This is a genomic window from Halorubrum sp. Atlit-8R (assembly GCF_003666025.1).
In the GTDB taxonomy this organism is placed as follows: domain Archaea; phylum Halobacteriota; class Halobacteria; order Halobacteriales; family Haloferacaceae; genus Halorubrum; species Halorubrum salinarum.
The window spans coordinates 79,532-93,151 of sequence record NZ_QPLV01000004.1 but is presented as its reverse complement, the minus strand read 5'-3'; the positions used below and the strand labels follow the sequence as shown (position 1 = coordinate 93,151).

Annotated in this window: 11 protein-coding genes and 3 tRNA genes; 5 read left to right on the top strand and 9 right to left on the bottom strand. The window is 70.9% G+C overall.

What is annotated here, in order from left to right; genetic code table 11:
• Position 1 precedes the first annotated feature (1 nt).
• On the bottom strand, positions 2 to 1,567 hold the full coding sequence (locus DVK05_RS11495; RefSeq protein ID WP_053770171.1) for a DNA-directed RNA polymerase subunit B'': 1,566 nt from the start codon (positions 1,565 to 1,567) through the stop codon (positions 2 to 4).
• Positions 1,564 to 1,794, bottom strand: coding sequence for a DNA-directed RNA polymerase subunit H (locus tag DVK05_RS11490; protein WP_004599097.1), 231 nt, complete (start codon positions 1,792 to 1,794; stop codon positions 1,564 to 1,566). The genes DVK05_RS11495 and DVK05_RS11490 overlap by 4 nt, the downstream gene beginning before the upstream one ends.
• Positions 1,795 to 2,070: 276 nt before the next feature.
• On the opposite strand from DVK05_RS11490, the gene DVK05_RS11485 reads away from it, so the two are divergent.
• Positions 2,071 to 2,143, top strand: a tRNA-Asp gene (locus tag DVK05_RS11485).
• Positions 2,144 to 2,173: 30 nt separating this feature from the next.
• A tRNA-Asp gene (locus tag DVK05_RS11480) sits at positions 2,174 to 2,246 on the top strand.
• A gap of 246 nt (positions 2,247 to 2,492) precedes the next feature.
• On the opposite strand, the gene DVK05_RS11475 is transcribed toward DVK05_RS11480, so the two are convergent.
• The 3 genes from DVK05_RS11475 to DVK05_RS11465 form a co-directional block, all read right to left on the bottom strand.
• Positions 2,493 to 3,497, bottom strand: coding sequence for a histone deacetylase (locus DVK05_RS11475; protein ID WP_121563477.1), 1,005 nt, complete (start codon positions 3,495 to 3,497; stop codon positions 2,493 to 2,495).
• Positions 3,498 to 3,929 (bottom strand): histone family protein, encoded by a 432-nt coding sequence (locus DVK05_RS11470; protein WP_004599099.1) that lies wholly within the window; start codon positions 3,927 to 3,929, stop codon positions 3,498 to 3,500.
• 79 nt (positions 3,930 to 4,008) lie between these two features.
• Positions 4,009 to 5,472 carry a single-stranded DNA binding protein gene (locus DVK05_RS11465; RefSeq protein ID WP_199712320.1) on the bottom strand — a complete coding sequence of 488 codons (1,464 nt, stop codon included), beginning with the start codon at positions 5,470 to 5,472 and terminating at the stop codon, positions 4,009 to 4,011.
• Between the two features lie 248 nt (positions 5,473 to 5,720).
• On the opposite strand from DVK05_RS11465, the gene DVK05_RS11460 reads away from it, so the two are divergent.
• Positions 5,721 to 5,793, top strand: a tRNA-Arg gene (locus tag DVK05_RS11460).
• A 186-nt stretch (positions 5,794 to 5,979) separates the two neighbouring features.
• Here the strand turns inward: DVK05_RS11460 and DVK05_RS11455 are convergent.
• The gene (locus DVK05_RS11455; protein WP_121563475.1) at positions 5,980 to 7,815 is read right to left on the bottom strand and encodes a cation:proton antiporter; all 1,836 of its coding nucleotides are present in this window, start codon (positions 7,813 to 7,815) and stop codon (positions 5,980 to 5,982) included.
• A gap of 450 nt (positions 7,816 to 8,265) precedes the next feature.
• Here DVK05_RS11455 and DVK05_RS11450 point away from each other — a divergent pair, with 450 nt between their 5' ends.
• A complete protein-coding gene (locus DVK05_RS11450) occupies positions 8,266 to 8,544 on the top strand; it encodes a hypothetical protein (protein WP_233559366.1) in 279 nt (92 codons plus the stop codon).
• Between the two features lie 168 nt (positions 8,545 to 8,712).
• Positions 8,713 to 9,375 carry a hypothetical protein gene (locus tag DVK05_RS11445; protein ID WP_121563473.1) on the top strand — a complete coding sequence of 221 codons (663 nt, stop codon included), beginning with the start codon at positions 8,713 to 8,715 and terminating at the stop codon, positions 9,373 to 9,375.
• Positions 9,376 to 9,389: 14 nt separating this feature from the next.
• Here DVK05_RS11445 and azf read toward each other — a convergent pair whose 3' ends face one another.
• The 3 genes from azf to mutS all read right to left on the bottom strand — a co-directional run bounded on the left by azf (position 9,390) and on the right by mutS (position 13,609).
• On the bottom strand, positions 9,390 to 10,292 hold the full coding sequence (gene azf, locus DVK05_RS11440) for an NAD-dependent glucose-6-phosphate dehydrogenase Azf (RefSeq protein WP_121563472.1): 903 nt from the start codon (positions 10,290 to 10,292) through the stop codon (positions 9,390 to 9,392).
• Positions 10,293 to 10,413: 121 nt separating this feature from the next.
• Positions 10,414 to 10,764, bottom strand: coding sequence for a cell division protein SepF (gene sepF / locus DVK05_RS11435; protein WP_121563471.1), 351 nt, complete (start codon positions 10,762 to 10,764; stop codon positions 10,414 to 10,416).
• 49 nt (positions 10,765 to 10,813) lie between these two features.
• Positions 10,814 to 13,609 carry a DNA mismatch repair protein MutS gene (mutS, locus tag DVK05_RS11430; protein WP_121563470.1) on the bottom strand — a complete coding sequence of 932 codons (2,796 nt, stop codon included), beginning with the start codon at positions 13,607 to 13,609 and terminating at the stop codon, positions 10,814 to 10,816.
• Positions 13,610 to 13,620 lie beyond the last annotated feature (11 nt).

The window sequence follows — 13,620 nt, the reverse complement described above, 5'->3', positions numbered from 1 at the left end:
ATCAGTCGTCCGCCGTCTGTCGGTCGACGCCCTCGATGCCGGGGATCCCCTCGACACCCATCGACGCCAGTTCTCGTTTCAGCCCCTGTTCGTCCTCGACCGTCTGTGACAGCTCCATCGCCTGCGCGAAGTTCTTCACGAGCCCGCAGTTCGGCCCCTCCGGCGTCTCGGAGGGACAGATGCGACCCCACTGGGTCGCGTGGAGGTCCCGCGCCTCGAAGTGCGGCTGCGACCGCGACAGCGGCGAGCGGAGGCGCCGCAGGTGCGAGAGCACGCCCATGTAGTCCGTCCGGTCGACGAGCTGGGAGACGCCCGAGCGGCCGCCGACCCAGTTGCCCGTCGCGATCGGGTGTTCGAGCCGCTCGGTCAGCACGTCCGAGCGGACGACCGTGTTGACCGTGAGCTGCCGGTTCCGCATGTTCGCGCGTTCGAGCTGGTACTTCACGTCGCGCGCCAGCTTGTTCAGGGCGGTGCGGAACAGGTCGCGCATCAGGTCGCCGGAGACCTTCAGGCGCTTGTTCGCGTAGTGGTCCTTGTCGTCGGCCTCCCGGCGGTCTAAGGCGAGCTCGAAGCACGCCTCGGCCATCCGGCAGAGGTAGTACGCCTTGTTGATCCGCACGTCCTCCTCGTCGACGCCCTCCTCGTGGAGGTGCGGGAGCAGGTAGCGGTCGATGACGTAGTTCGCCCGCTTGAGCTGGTAGTTCTTCCCCTGGCCGGAGGCGACGCGCTCGCCGAGGGTCTCGATGGCCTCCTCGGTCGTCTGGACCGAGGCCTCCTCTAAGTTCTCCAGCATGAACTTCACGATCTCGGGGTCGTCCGAGACGCGGTGGACGATCTCCTCGTCGGATTCGAGCCCGAGGGCGCGGACCAGCGTCACGAAGTCGATGGAGCCGGAGACGGAGGGGAACGACACTTCGAGCAGCCCCTCGCGGTTGCGCTCACAGAGGACCAGCGCGCGGTACCCGCGGCGCTGGGAGAACGTCTTCGCGACCTGGATCTCGTCGCCGTACTTCGAGTCGTACTCCGCGAGGATCTTGTTCGGCGCCAGGTCCTCCGAGGTCATCAGCACGCGCTCGGAGCCGTTGACGATGAAGTAGCCGCCGGGGTCGACTGGGTCCTCGCCGATGTCGATGAGCTCCTCGTCGGAGAAGCCCGCCATGTTACACTTGTCCGAGCCGACCATGATCGGCATCCGGCCGACCTTGGTCTCGGTCGTGTCGACGACCTGTTCGGGCTCGTCCTCGCCGCCGCGCACGATGGACATCTCCATGAACACGGGCGCCGAGTAGGTGATGTTACGGAGGCGCGCCTCCTGGGGGTAGAGCAGCTCCTCGGAGCCGTCGGCCTCGCGGACGCGCGGGGTGACCATCCGCACGTCGCCGAGCTCGACGTACACCGGTTCCTGGCCCTCCTTGTCGCCGATGTCCGTCTCGATCGTCTCCTTCTCGTCGACCACTTCCTGCATGCCGCGGTCCAGGAAGTTGTTGAACGAGCGGAAGTGGTGTTCGGCGAGCCGTTCGTCCGAGAAGTACTCGCGTGAAACCACGCGTCGGTCTTGCCTGTTCATGAGACGACCAGTCGGTACACGACCGCCTCGTCGGTCGTGCGGGAGTCGCGGACGATCTTCACCACGTCACCGACTTCGGCCTCGTCGGGGAGCGCGGGGTCTGTGCGTTTGATCTTCGGTAAATTCGTTTTCTTCACGTCGTACTCCGCCAGGACCTCCTCGACCTCCTCGGGGTCGTCGAGGAGAACGTGGTCCGGGACGAGTTCGTGTTGGCTTACGTCTACCATGGGTGCTGGTGGTGGGGAGAAGCTATCACGAGATACTACAGTTGCGTATATACGCCAGCGGCATAAGAGTTACCAAGCGCGCCGCGCACGGCTCACGGTCGCGGGGCGGGCGACACTCCCACACACGCGCGGTCGGCACAAAAGCATACCGGCCGCGACCCCGATCGGGCCTCCAACGTCGCGGCCCGCGAGCCGCAATTCCCTGTCACCCACCCGCACTCCCGTCAGGGATGACAAGCCTTATTTGCCAGACAGGGATACGAACTGATGCGACAAGCCCGGATGGTGTAGTGGCCCATCATACGACCCTGTCACGGTCGTGACGCGGGTTCAAATCCCGCTCCGGGCGTCCCCACGTTTCGGGGCGCTGTCGCTGTCTGCCCGGATGGTGTAGTGGCCCATCATACGACCCTGTCACGGTCGTGACGCGGGTTCAAATCCCGCTCCGGGCGTTTCTGCTGTCGCAACAACGAGCGAGGAGCGGTAGCGACGAGCGAGTACCGCGACAGCAGAAACCATCGAAGGGATTTGAAGCAGGGAGTGGAGCGAGCGTAGCGAGCGGAACGACCGAGGTTCAAATCCCGCTCCGGGCGTTCTGTCGACGCCGACTACGAGCGAGGAGCGCCAGCGACGAGCGAGTACTGCGGCAGCGACACGCCAAGAGATTTGAACCAAAGAGCGAAGCGACTCCCCGCGCCCTACAGACCCAGTTCCGCCCGGAGGTCATCGACGAGCGACTCCGTCTTGGCGTCGGGATCCTCGTCGGTGTCGACGGGCGGCCGCCCGTCGTACGTCTCGTGGACCATCGAGACGCCCTCGGCGAGGGTGTCGAGCCCGTAGCCGCCCTCCAGCACGTACGCGTCCGCAGCGCCGACGTTCTCGGCGAGCGTCCGGATCCGGTCGGTTAACAGCGCGTACCCCTCCGAGGAGACGCGCATCCGCGAGATGGGGTCGTGGCGGTGCGCGTCGAAGCCCGCGGAGACGATCAGCAGGTCGGGGTCGAACCGGTCGACGGCGGGCGCGATCGCCTCGTCGACGGCGTAGAGGTAGTCGGCGTCGCCGGCGCCGGCCGCCAGCGGGAGGTTCGCGGTCGCCCCCTCGCCGTCCCCCTCGCCGGTCTCGTCGAGGTCGCCGGTGTCGGGGTAGAGGCCGTCCTCGTGGAGCGACGCGTAGAAGACGTCGCCGCGGTCGTAGAAGATGTCCTGCGTCCCGTTGCCGTGGTGGACGTCCCAGTCGAAGATCGCGACGCGGTCCGCGAGGTCCTCGTCGAGCGCAGTCTGGGCCGCGACGGCCGCGTTGTTGAAGAAGCAGAACCCCATCGCGTCGTCGGTGACCGCGTGGTGGCCCGGGGGGCGGCCGAGCGCGAACGGCGTCTGTCGGCCGGTCGAGCCGTCGAGCGCCGCGCGGGCCGCCCACTGGGCGAGGCCGGCGGAGGTGAGCGCGGCGTCCCACGTCCCGTCGCTGGCGACGGTGTCGGGGTCCCAGCTCCCGCCGCCGTCCGCCACGAACGACTCGAGCTCGTCGACGTACGCGGCGTCGTGGACCGCCGTGACCGCCGCCTTCTCGGCGGGGTCGGCCTCGACGTACTCGACGCCGTGGCGCTTGGCGAGCCCGCGGCGGATCGCGCGGAGCCTGTCCGGGTTCTCCGGGTGTCGTTCGCCGGTGTCGTGGTCGAGGCACCGCTCGCTGTAGCCGAACCGCATCTACTCGAACAGCGCGAAGTACGTCTCGATGTCCTCGGCCTGTACCGTCCGTCGGTCCGCGTGGCGGGCCAGCGTCGCGGCCGCGCTCGCGACGTTGTCCGCGTAGTCCTCTAGGATGTCGGCCAGCGCGACCCGCGCGTCGACGCCCACGCGGTACCGGTCGTCGATCCGGAGCCGAGCGATCCGGTCGATGGGCGCGACCGGCAGCGTGAGGTCCTCGCGGCTGACGACCTGCTCGACCCCGAAGTCGGCCGCCATCAGCGTTTTCCGACCGTCCGCGGTCGCCCGCTCGGCCGCGTCGACGGCCAGCTCCGCGCCGTGCGACTGGATCCGTCGCGCGAGCTCCTCGGCGGCGTCCGCGCTGACGCGGAGTTCCCCCGCGTTCCGCCGGATGATCCCGTCGACCGGCGCGAACGGCAACTCGACACTCATACACACAGTCGCGTCCGTGTATCGTATAACGCTTTCCGTTACCCGCGTGGCCGCCGGTTCCGGAGGGGAGCCGGAAGCGTCAGAAGACCTCGTCGGCGTCGATGGTACCGTCCCGCTCCGGCCCCCGAACGGTTATCTCCTCGCCGAGGCGGAGGCTCGCGTCGGTCTCGACCGTCTTCGTCCGCTGGCCGTCGTCGAGGACGACCGGGTCGCCCGTCTGGACGACCGTCCCGGTGAACTCCACCGCCTCGCCCGACTGCTCCGCCGTCGCGGCCGCGGCGCCGCCCGCGCTGCCCGCCTCGTCTTCGCCGCCCTCGCCGGCGACGGCCTCCGCGGCCGCCTTCTGTCCGTCCTCGGCGAAGGCGCCGAGCCCGGTCTCGTCGGCGTCGCGGTCGCCGCCCGAGCGTCCGCCCCCGGCGGCGTCCGCCGCGTCGCCCTCTCCCTCGAGGACGGTGACGGTCGAGCGCCAGTTCGCGGACGCCTCCAGGTCGTCCTGCCAGCCGTCCTGGATCTCCACGTCGGTGAAGACGACGCGGTCGGCCAGTTCGATCTCGCGGTCGGCCTTGTCGCCCCACAGCGCGACGCGGATCTCGCCCGTCTCGTCTTTGATCCGGACGTTGCGGACCTGCCCCTCGCTGCCGTCGTCGCGGTCGAACGTCCGTTTCGGGTCCGTCTCGATGACGCCGCCGCCGACGTCGACGGTCTGTCCGATCTCGAGGTCGGCGATGTCGGTCGTCTCCGGGACGTACTCGACGTCCTCGTCGACGCGCTCGACGGTCCCGCGGTCGCCGACGTGGAGCTCCAAGTCGCCGTCGCGCTCGCGGACGTAGCCGTCGCCGACCTCGACGACCTCGCCGGGGTCGAACTCCTCGGCGAGGTCGGCCTTCCCGTCCCACAGCGTGACGCGGACGCGCCCCGTCTCGTCGCCGACGGTGAGGTTCGCCACGCGCCCCTCGCTGCCGTCGTCGCGGTCGAACGTCCGGATCGAGTCGGTGTCGAGCACCTGGCCGACGAGGTCGACGTCGGACGCGCCGAGCGTGAGGTCCTCGACGCGGTAGGTGTCGAGCACCTGGACGTCGACCTCGGCGTCCTCGTCCGGTTCGACCTTGTCCGCGCTCACTTCGAGCCCGCTGTACCCCTCCTTGGGGCGGCCCATGACGCGGAGGACCTGCCCGACCTCGAGCTCCTCCTCGGCCGCCGCGGCCATGTCGTCCCACAACGCGACCCGGACGGAGCCGGAGGCGTCCGCGACGTCGACGTTACACACCCGGCCCTCCTCGGCCTCGTCGTCGTCGCGCTCGAAGGTCCGGACCTCGCCGATGGCGGTCACCTTCCCGAGGAACTTCACCTCGTTCATCCCCGGCTCGATGTCGGCGATGGTGTCGGCCTCCTCGTCGCGCAGCTCGTGCGCGATGAGCATCGCGGCGGTCTCCTCGTCGGCGAGCCCGCCCATCTGCTCGACCTTGTCCTCGACCGCGGCCTCGAACTCCTCGAACTCGACCTCGGTGTCGAGGTCCTCGTACACCTCTTCTATGGCTCCCATACTCGTCCCTCCGTGGTCGGCGAGGTCACGCATAAGCGTTGCCGTTGCCCGGGGTTCGCGCCGGCTCCCGGCCGGTCGGCGGGGCGACCGGCGCGGGTCGCGGTCGCGGCTCGAAGGCGTCGCATAGCGGTTCATGGTGCCCGTCGATACAAAAGGTGTTCATCCCGCCCGGAGCGTCCGTGCGGACCGGGGGCACGCGGCCGCCGGACCGTAACCGTCTTAAGTTCTACCGCGATACGTAGAGATGAGTCCTGGTAGGGTAGTGGACTATCCTCTTGGCTTGCGGAGCCAGGGACCGGAGTTCAAATCTCCGTCAGGACGCTCACTTTGCGGCTGCCTCGCTTCGCTCGGCAGCCGCTGCGTTCGGTCCTGACGTGCCCTGCGCTCGCTTCGCTCGCGCAGGACTCCGTCAGGACGCCTCCTTGGTACGGCTTCTAAATGACTCAGCGTCAGGTCATCAGCCGCAGTTCCCCCACGGTGAACGGTTCGAACGCCGTAATGTGCGTCTTAGTCGTGTGGGTGGAAGCGCTCCATCGCGCGGCGGACCCCGTCGGTGTCGCCGATGAACGTCAGGTGGTCGCCCATCTCGACGACGCTGTCCGCCGAGGGGACGCGGTTCTCGCCGTCGCGGCTGACCACGGCGACGAAGGTGCCGTCGGGGATCTGCGCGTTGAGGTCGCGGATGCTCTGCCCCGCGAGCGTCTCGGAGGTCACCTCCACCTCCTGAACGTCGTGGCTGTCGCCGAGCTCGTTCATCCAGTGGGTGAGCGCGGGCCGCTCGATCTCGTCGTCGATGGCGACCGCGGTCGCGGTCGTGGCGTCGATGCCGGTGACGCCGATGCTGTCGAAGGCGTCGACGTTGTCCGGGTCGTTCACGCGAGAGTAGACGGACTCGACATCGAACTTAGTGATCGCGAGCTGACAGGCGAGGAGGTTGATGTCGTCGTCGGCCGTCGTCGTGATGAACCGCTTGGCGTCCTCGATGTGGGCCTCGCGCAGCGTCTCCGTGTCGCTGCCGTCGCCCTCGTAGACGGTGAACCCGGCCGAGCGCGCGCGCTCGACGACGTCGGGGTCCGTCTCGACGACCACGACGTACTCGCCCCTGTTCTCCAGTCGCGTGGCGAGCGCCTGGCCGACCCGACCCCCGCCGATGATTATCGTGCGCATTGGTGACACTCCGAGGAACTCTCCGATCTGCCGCGCGAGCCCCGCCTCCACGAGGACCGTCGCGAAGATGACCGCGAACACCGTGCCGACGAGCAGTTCGCCGGCGGCGACGCTGCCCGCCAGCTCCAGCTCGATGGCGAACAGCGTCGCCACGCTTGCCGGGATGATACCCCGCGGGCCGACGCTCGCGAGGAACAGCCGCTCGGGCCGGGTGAACCGCTCGACGCCGGCCGTCGCGATGAACGCCCCCAGCGGCCGGAGGACGAGCATGACGACGACCACGATCGCGACCACGCCGAGCCCGAGGCCGGCGATCGCCTCCACGTCGATCAGCGCCGCGAGCGAGATGAACACGAACGATAAGACGATCGTGGTGGTGTTCTGCGCGAACCGCTCGATCTCCTCGCGGTTGTCGATCCCGAGGTTCCCGAGGAGGATCCCGCTCGTCGCGGCCGCCGCGATGCCCGCCTCCGCGGCGACCGCCTCCGCGGCCGCGAACGACCCGATCGCGGCCGCGAGCACGAGGAACTGCGACGCCTGCACGTCGCGTTCGGGGACGAGGTCGCTCTCCAGCAGCGCGTAGATGACGACCGTGGCGAGCAGCCCCGCCGCGACCCCGACGCCGAACCGCTGGAGGAACGAGACCACCGTCGCGGGGACGCCGAGGTCGTCGAGCAGCAGCGTCTCGAAGATGACGACCGCGACGATCGCGGCCGTCACGTCGTTGACGATCCCCTCCGTCTCCAAGGCGGTCGCGACGTGGTCGCGCACTCGGACCACGTTGAGGATCGGCGTGATGACGGTCGGGCCGGTGGCCACGAGCAGCGCGCCGATCAGCAGCGCGATCTCCCACGTGCCGTCGGTGAAGGCGCGGACCGCGGCCGCGGTCCCGACGAACATCACGAGGGCGCTGACGGTCACCAGCCGGAGCGACGCCGTCGACGCGCGCCGGATCCGGTCGATCCGGAGCGCGAACGCCCCCTCGAAGACGATGATCGCGACGCTGAGCCCGACGATGATCTCCAGGCCGTCGCCGAACGTCTCCAGCGTGACCAGCCCCAGCAGCTCGGGCCCCAACAGCACCCCGATCGCGAGGTAGAAGATGACGCTGGGGACCCGCAGCCGGTGCGCGAGGAGCTGGACCCCGAGCCCCGAGACGAGGACGACCGCGATCACCGGGAGCAGGCTACTGGACACGGCTACCGGCGATACGCTCCCGGCCTTCGTTAGTGTACTGGTGGTCGGGGGGGCGGCCGGTCGGCCGCGACCGCCGGCCGCGGCATTGGGTCACACACACGAGCAACTATTAACTCGGTTCCGTTTCTGGGTGATGACACGCCCGGTCGGTCCCCACCGCCGGGTCGAACCCATGACCGTCCGCGACCCCATCCCGACGTTCGCCCCCCGCCGGAGCGTCCGGAAGGTCCGCGGGCCGGTCGCCGCTCTCCTCGGCGCCGTCGCCGCGTGACCCCGACGCGGGGACGGCCGGCTCGTCCACCGAGGCGAGCCCCCCGCCGCTCCCTTCGCCGACGCGACGGCCTCGACTCGTAGCGCGTCCCGCCGTTCTCGACGGCCGAACCGACTCGACCCGCGAGGCGTCCGCCTCGCACCACACCCCATCCGACGATGAACGCAGACCGATCCCCCTCCAGACGCACCGCCCACCCCGACCCGAACGCGGGCCCCCACCCGTCCGAACCGCTCCCGTCGCGCGGCGCGATGGTCGCCTTCGCGGCGCTGCCGGTCGCGACGGTGGCAGCCCTGTCGTTCCCGACCGCGGCCGCCGTCGCGCTGGCGGCCCTCTGCGGCGCCGTCGCCGGCGCGGCGATCCACCGGCGCTACCCCGCCGCGGTCGACCGAACGGTCCGCCTGCCCGACGACAACGGCGCCGTCCGGGAGGCCTGATCCGGCGGCCGGTCCCGCTCCCCCCGCTGACGCGCCGCCCTCCAATTCCCCGCTGACGCGCCGCCCTCCAATTCCCCGCTGACGTGCCGCCCTCCACTCTCCTGCTGACGCGCCGCCCTCCCGACGCGGAACTCGACATTTATCATTCGCCGTCGCCGACCGTGAGGCGTGACCGACCGCCACCGCGGTCCGGATCGAGGCGCACGCGACGCGCCCGGCGCGTCAGCCGCGCTCGGAGCCGGCGCCGCGCTGTTCAACGAGCGGCGCTTCCTCGCGGCGCGCGACGCCTGGAACCGGGGGCGACGACCCGACAACGAGCGCGACGGCGCCGACGAGCGACTGCTCCGGGCGCTCGCCGCGACCGCGGCGGCGACGCACCGCGCGGCCGACGGCGACCGCGCCGGCGCGGCGGCGGAGGCGGACGACGCCGCGGCGGCGCTGAGGGGCGTCGCCGACGCGCGGGACGTCGCGCTGGCTCCCGTCCGGGAGTGGGTCGACCGGCTCGCGGCCGATCCGGGAGGAGCGGACCCCGCGAGCGCGCCGCGGATCCGCGTCGACGGCGAGGCGCCGACGGTCGACGGGCTGTCGCTCGCCGCGGCCGGGGTCGCGGCGCCGGCGCTCGCGACGGCGGGCGAGCCGGGCGACCCGGAGACGCTCGCGACCGCGGCGGCCTTCGCCCGAGAGGAGCGCGGGACGGGCCGGACCGAGTTCGCCGAGCTGCTGTTCGCGTACCTCCGGACGCCCGACGCCCGGCCGCAGGTGGCCGCGCGGCTCGGCGATCACGTCGACCGAGAAGAGCGGAAGCGCCGCGACGTCGACGGGCTGTTCTGAGCGCGGCGGGCCGGTCAGGCGTCGTCCGGATCGGCCGGGAAGTTCGGTTCGGCCGGCGACTCGTTGGCGGGGCGGTCGGCGTCCGGCGCGAAGGACTCGGGCGCGTAGCGGTCGCCGTCGGCCTCGGCGTCGCGGTCGGACTTCGGCTCGCCCTCGAAGGTGTAGTCGGCGGAGTTGTCGGCGGGGTCGTAGCCGAGCGCCTCGCGGGCGCGCTCGATGGAGTAGTAGCGGCGGTCGTTGTCCGAGATGCCGTACACGATCTCGTAGCCGTACTCCGCGCGGAGACAGCGGTCGAACAGGTGCGCGCAGTCGCGGTGCGAGAGCCACATCGCCTGCCCGCGCTCGTACTCGCGGGGCGGGTGGTCCTTGGTGAGGTTCCCGATGCGGACGCAGACGACGCTCATGTCGAACTCGTCGTGGTAGAAGCGACCGAGCGACTCGCCGGCCGCCTTCGAGACCCCGTAGAGGTTGCCGGGGCGGGGCAGCTCGCTCCCGTCGAGCCGGTAGTCGTCCTCGGGGCGGTACAGGTCCGGAGTCCGCTCGGCCGTCTCGTAGCCGCCGACGGCGTGGTTCGAGGAGGCGAACGTGAACTTCTCGACGCCGGCCTCGGCGGCGGCGCGCATCACGACCTGCGTCCCGTCGATGTTGTTCCGGAGGACCGAGTCCCACGGCGCCGTCTTCCGCGGATCGCCGGCGAGGTGGATCACCGCGCCGACGTCGGCGACGGCCTCGCGGACGGCGCGCTCGTCGGTGATGTCGGCGACGTACCGGTCGGCGTCGGTGACCCCGTCGGGCACCTTCGCGGCCGGGAGCGGCTCGCGGTCGAGGAGCCGCCAGTCGTACTCGTCGCCGAGACCGCGGAGGATGGCCTGTCCCACCCGTCCGCCGGCGCCCGTCAGGAGGACCGGCTCGTCCATTCGACTCTACGTGGGCGGGAGAACGGCATATATGACACGGTTCGCCCGATACGGGCGAGTGCGGGCCGCAAAGGGGTGGCTGCGGGAGAATCGGAGAGAAGAAATCGCCGGAGCGCGGCGCTTACAGCTTCTGCCGCGAGACCTTGACGCCGGTCGGGGTGACGATGATCTGGTCGTCGCCCTTCTGGACGATGTCGCCGTCGACCTCCTGGACCACCTGGCGGAGCTCGTCGTAGACGTGTTCTATCGTCCGGTCCGACGTGGAGTGGCGGGTGATGTCCGCGATGACGAAGTCGCCGTCGTAGACGGCGTCTTTGATCGGGATGACGTCGCTCTGGTCGGCGATCTCGGCGAAGTGTACCTGCGTCCCCGTCTCCGCGTGCGCGTCGGCGAAGTCGTCCGAGTCGAGCTCGACGTAATCGTCGACGGAGCGGCTCCCACTTCCGCCGAGGATCTTGCTCATGATGCCCATACACACCACACGACGAGGTCAGACATTAGTTCTTACGTCAGACGCGCCCTCACTCCAGCCGCTCCTGCCACTCCTGGACGCGGGAGAGCAGCTCCACCGGCGCGGTCGCCGCGATGTCGACCTCGCTCAGCTCCTCGATCACGGCGCGGGTCTCGGGGTCGAGGCCGTCGGCGGCCGCGGAGCCCTCGGACTCGGCGCCGTCTGTCGCCGTCGACTCGGCGGCGGCCGTCGGTTGGGACCCGGAGGCCGATCCGTTGCGACCCGCCTCGGAGCCCGAGGCGTCCGCGGTCGCCTCCTCGGCGTCGCCGCCGCCCGAGAACGACCCCGACGAGAGGTCGAACACGACCTGCTGGGTCTCGCCGTCGCCGGGGGGCCCGTCGGCGGCGTCTCCCCCGCTCCGCGAGCCGCGGGCCTCGATGGCCTTCTCCTCGCGGAGCCGGTCCAAGACCTCGTCAGCCCGGGAGACGACGGGGTCCGGCACGCCGGCGAGGTCGGCGACGTGGACCCCGTACGAGCGGTTCGTCGGGCCGTCGCGGACGGTGCGGAGGAAGGTCACTTCGCCGTCGCGCTCGTCGACGGCGACGTGGACGTTCGCGACGCGCGGGAGGTGGTCCGCCAGCGTCGTCAGCTCGTGGTAGTGGGTGGCGAAGAGGGTCCGCGCGCGCACCTCGTTGTGGAGGTACTCGGTGGCGGCCCACGCGATGGAGATGCCGTCGTAGGTGGCGGTGCCGCGGCCCACCTCGTCGAGGATGACGAGCGACTCGTCGGTCGCGGAGTGGAGGATGTTCGACAGCTCTTGCATCTCGACCATGAACGTCGACCGGCCCTGCGCCAGCTCGTCGAGCGCGCCGACGCGGGTGTAGATGCCGTCCACGAGCCCGACCTCGGCCGCGCGGGCGGGGACGAACGAGCCCGCCTGCGCGAGCAGCTGGATCAGCGCGGCCTGTCGCATGTACGTCGACTTCCCGCTCATGTTCGGGCCGGTGACGATGAGGAAGCCGCGCTCCTCGTCGAGCCGGAGGTCGTTCGGGACGAAGTCGGTCGTCCCCTCGACGACCGGGTGGCGCCCGGCCTCCACGTCGAGCCGCCGCTCCGCGGTCAGCTCCGGGCGCGTCCAGTCGTTGCGGGCGGCGTGGGTCGCGAGCGAGGCGAGCGCGTCCAGCTCCGCGACCGCCCGCCCGGCGTCCTGGAGCAGCTCGGCGCGCTCGGCGACGCGCTCGCGAAGCTCCTCGAACAGCTCGTACTCCAGGTCGCCGCGGGCCTCCTCCAGGCGGAGGACCTCCCGCTCCTTCTCGGCCAGTTCGTCGGTGACGAACCGCTTCGAGTTCTTCAGCGTCTTGATCTCGCGATAGCCCTCCGGCACCTGATCCGCCACCGACTTCCCGACCTGGATGTAGTAGCCGTCCGTCTTGTTGCGGTCGACGGTGACGTGGCTGAGCCCGTGCCGGCGCTTCTCGCGCTCCGCGAGCCCGTCGAGCCACGACTTCACCGACTCGTGGCGCTCGATCAGCTCGTCGAGCTCGTCGTCGTAGCCGCGCTTGAGCAGTCCGCCGCCCGTCTTCGCCTTCGGCGGGTCCTCGGCGAGCGCCTCGGCGAGCTCCTCCCGGAGGGCGGCCGCGCGGTCGCGGTCGACGCGGTCGAGGACGGCGGCCGCGGGCGAGTCGGCGAGGGCGGTGTCGGCGACCGCGTCGGCGAGGTCCGGCAGCAGCGCGAGCGTGTCGCGGACGGACAGGAGTTCGCGCGCGCCCGCGCTTCCGCTCGTCGTGCGCGCCGCGAGCCGTTCGAGGTCGTAGGCGTCGCCGAGGACCTCGCGGATCCGGTCGCGGGCGAGCGCCGCGGACGCCAGCGCCTCCACGGCGTCGAGGCGGTCGGCGAGCGTCTCGCGGTCGCGCCGGGGGCGAGTGAGCCACTCGCGGAGCAGCCGCCCGCCGGCGGCGGTGACGGTGTGGTCGACGGTGTCGAACAGCGAGCCGTCGGCGTCGCCCCGCATCGTCTCCGTGATCTCGAGGTTGCGCTGAGTGGTCGCGTCCACGTCGACGCGGTCGTCGGCGCCGTAGGCGGTGAGGCGGGTCATCGACGCCAGCACGCCCGCGCCCGTCTCCTCGACGTACGACAGGACCGCGCCCGCCGCGCGGACCGCAAGCTCCGAGTCCAGCCCGACGCTGTCGGTCGTCTCGCGGCCGAACTGCTCGCGCACCGCGTGTCTCGCGCGACCCGCCGCGAACGCCTCCGCGTCGAAGGCGGTCACGCGCCCCGAGAGGTCCTCGCGGACCGCCCCGAGCAGGCCGTCGTCGTTGCGGACGCGCGGGCCGGGCAGCACCTCCGCGGGGTCGAACCGGTAGAGCTCGGCGCGCAGGTCGCCGCCGTCCTCGACCGTCGTCGCGAGGAACCGCCCCGTCGTCACGTCGGCGAAGGCGAGCCCGTAGGGGCCGTCGGCCGCGTCTCCCGCGTCCGTCGCGCCGCCGGCGTCCTCCTCCCGGACGACGGCCGCGAGGTAGCGCGCGTCGTCGTCGCTCGTCTCCAGGACCGTCCCGGGCGTGACGACGCGGACGACCTCGCGGGCGTGGTCGCCGCCCTCCGTCTCGTACTGGTCGGCGACGGCGACCCGGTAGCCCCGCTCGACCAAGGCGTTCACGTACGGCGTCAGCTCCGAGAGCGGCACGCCCGCCATCGGGTACGACGAGCCGTGGGAGGACTTCTGCGAGATGGAGAGGTCCAGCTCGTCGGCGACCAGCTCCGCGTCGTCCGCGAAGAACTCGTAGAAGTCGCCGCACTGCATCGCGAGGACGTCAGCGTCCGTCTCCGCCTTGAGATCGAGGAACTCCCCGACGATCCCCGTTGCCATATGTCCGTACT

Excerpts from the sequence above, each read along its gene's own strand:
- sepF (WP_121563471.1), bottom strand. The coding sequence starts at position 10,764 with ATGGGCATCATGAGCAAGATCCTCGGCGGAAGTGGGAGCCGCTCCGTC.
- mutS (WP_121563470.1), bottom strand. The coding sequence starts at position 13,609 with ATGGCAACGGGGATCGTCGGGGAGTTCCTCGATCTCAAGGCGGAGACG.
- DVK05_RS11450 (WP_233559366.1), top strand. The coding sequence starts at position 8,266 with ATGAACGCAGACCGATCCCCCTCCAGACGCACCGCCCACCCCGACCCG.
- DVK05_RS11465 (WP_199712320.1), bottom strand. The coding sequence starts at position 5,472 with ATGGGAGCCATAGAAGAGGTGTACGAGGACCTCGACACCGAGGTCGAG.
- azf (WP_121563472.1), bottom strand. The coding sequence starts at position 10,292 with ATGGACGAGCCGGTCCTCCTGACGGGCGCCGGCGGACGGGTGGGACAG.
- DVK05_RS11475 (WP_121563477.1), bottom strand. The coding sequence starts at position 3,497 with ATGCGGTTCGGCTACAGCGAGCGGTGCCTCGACCACGACACCGGCGAA.
- DVK05_RS11470 (WP_004599099.1), bottom strand. The coding sequence starts at position 3,929 with ATGAGTGTCGAGTTGCCGTTCGCGCCGGTCGACGGGATCATCCGGCGG.
- DVK05_RS11495 (WP_053770171.1), bottom strand. The coding sequence starts at position 1,567 with ATGAACAGGCAAGACCGACGCGTGGTTTCACGCGAGTACTTCTCGGAC.
- DVK05_RS11490 (WP_004599097.1), bottom strand. The coding sequence starts at position 1,794 with ATGGTAGACGTAAGCCAACACGAACTCGTCCCGGACCACGTTCTCCTC.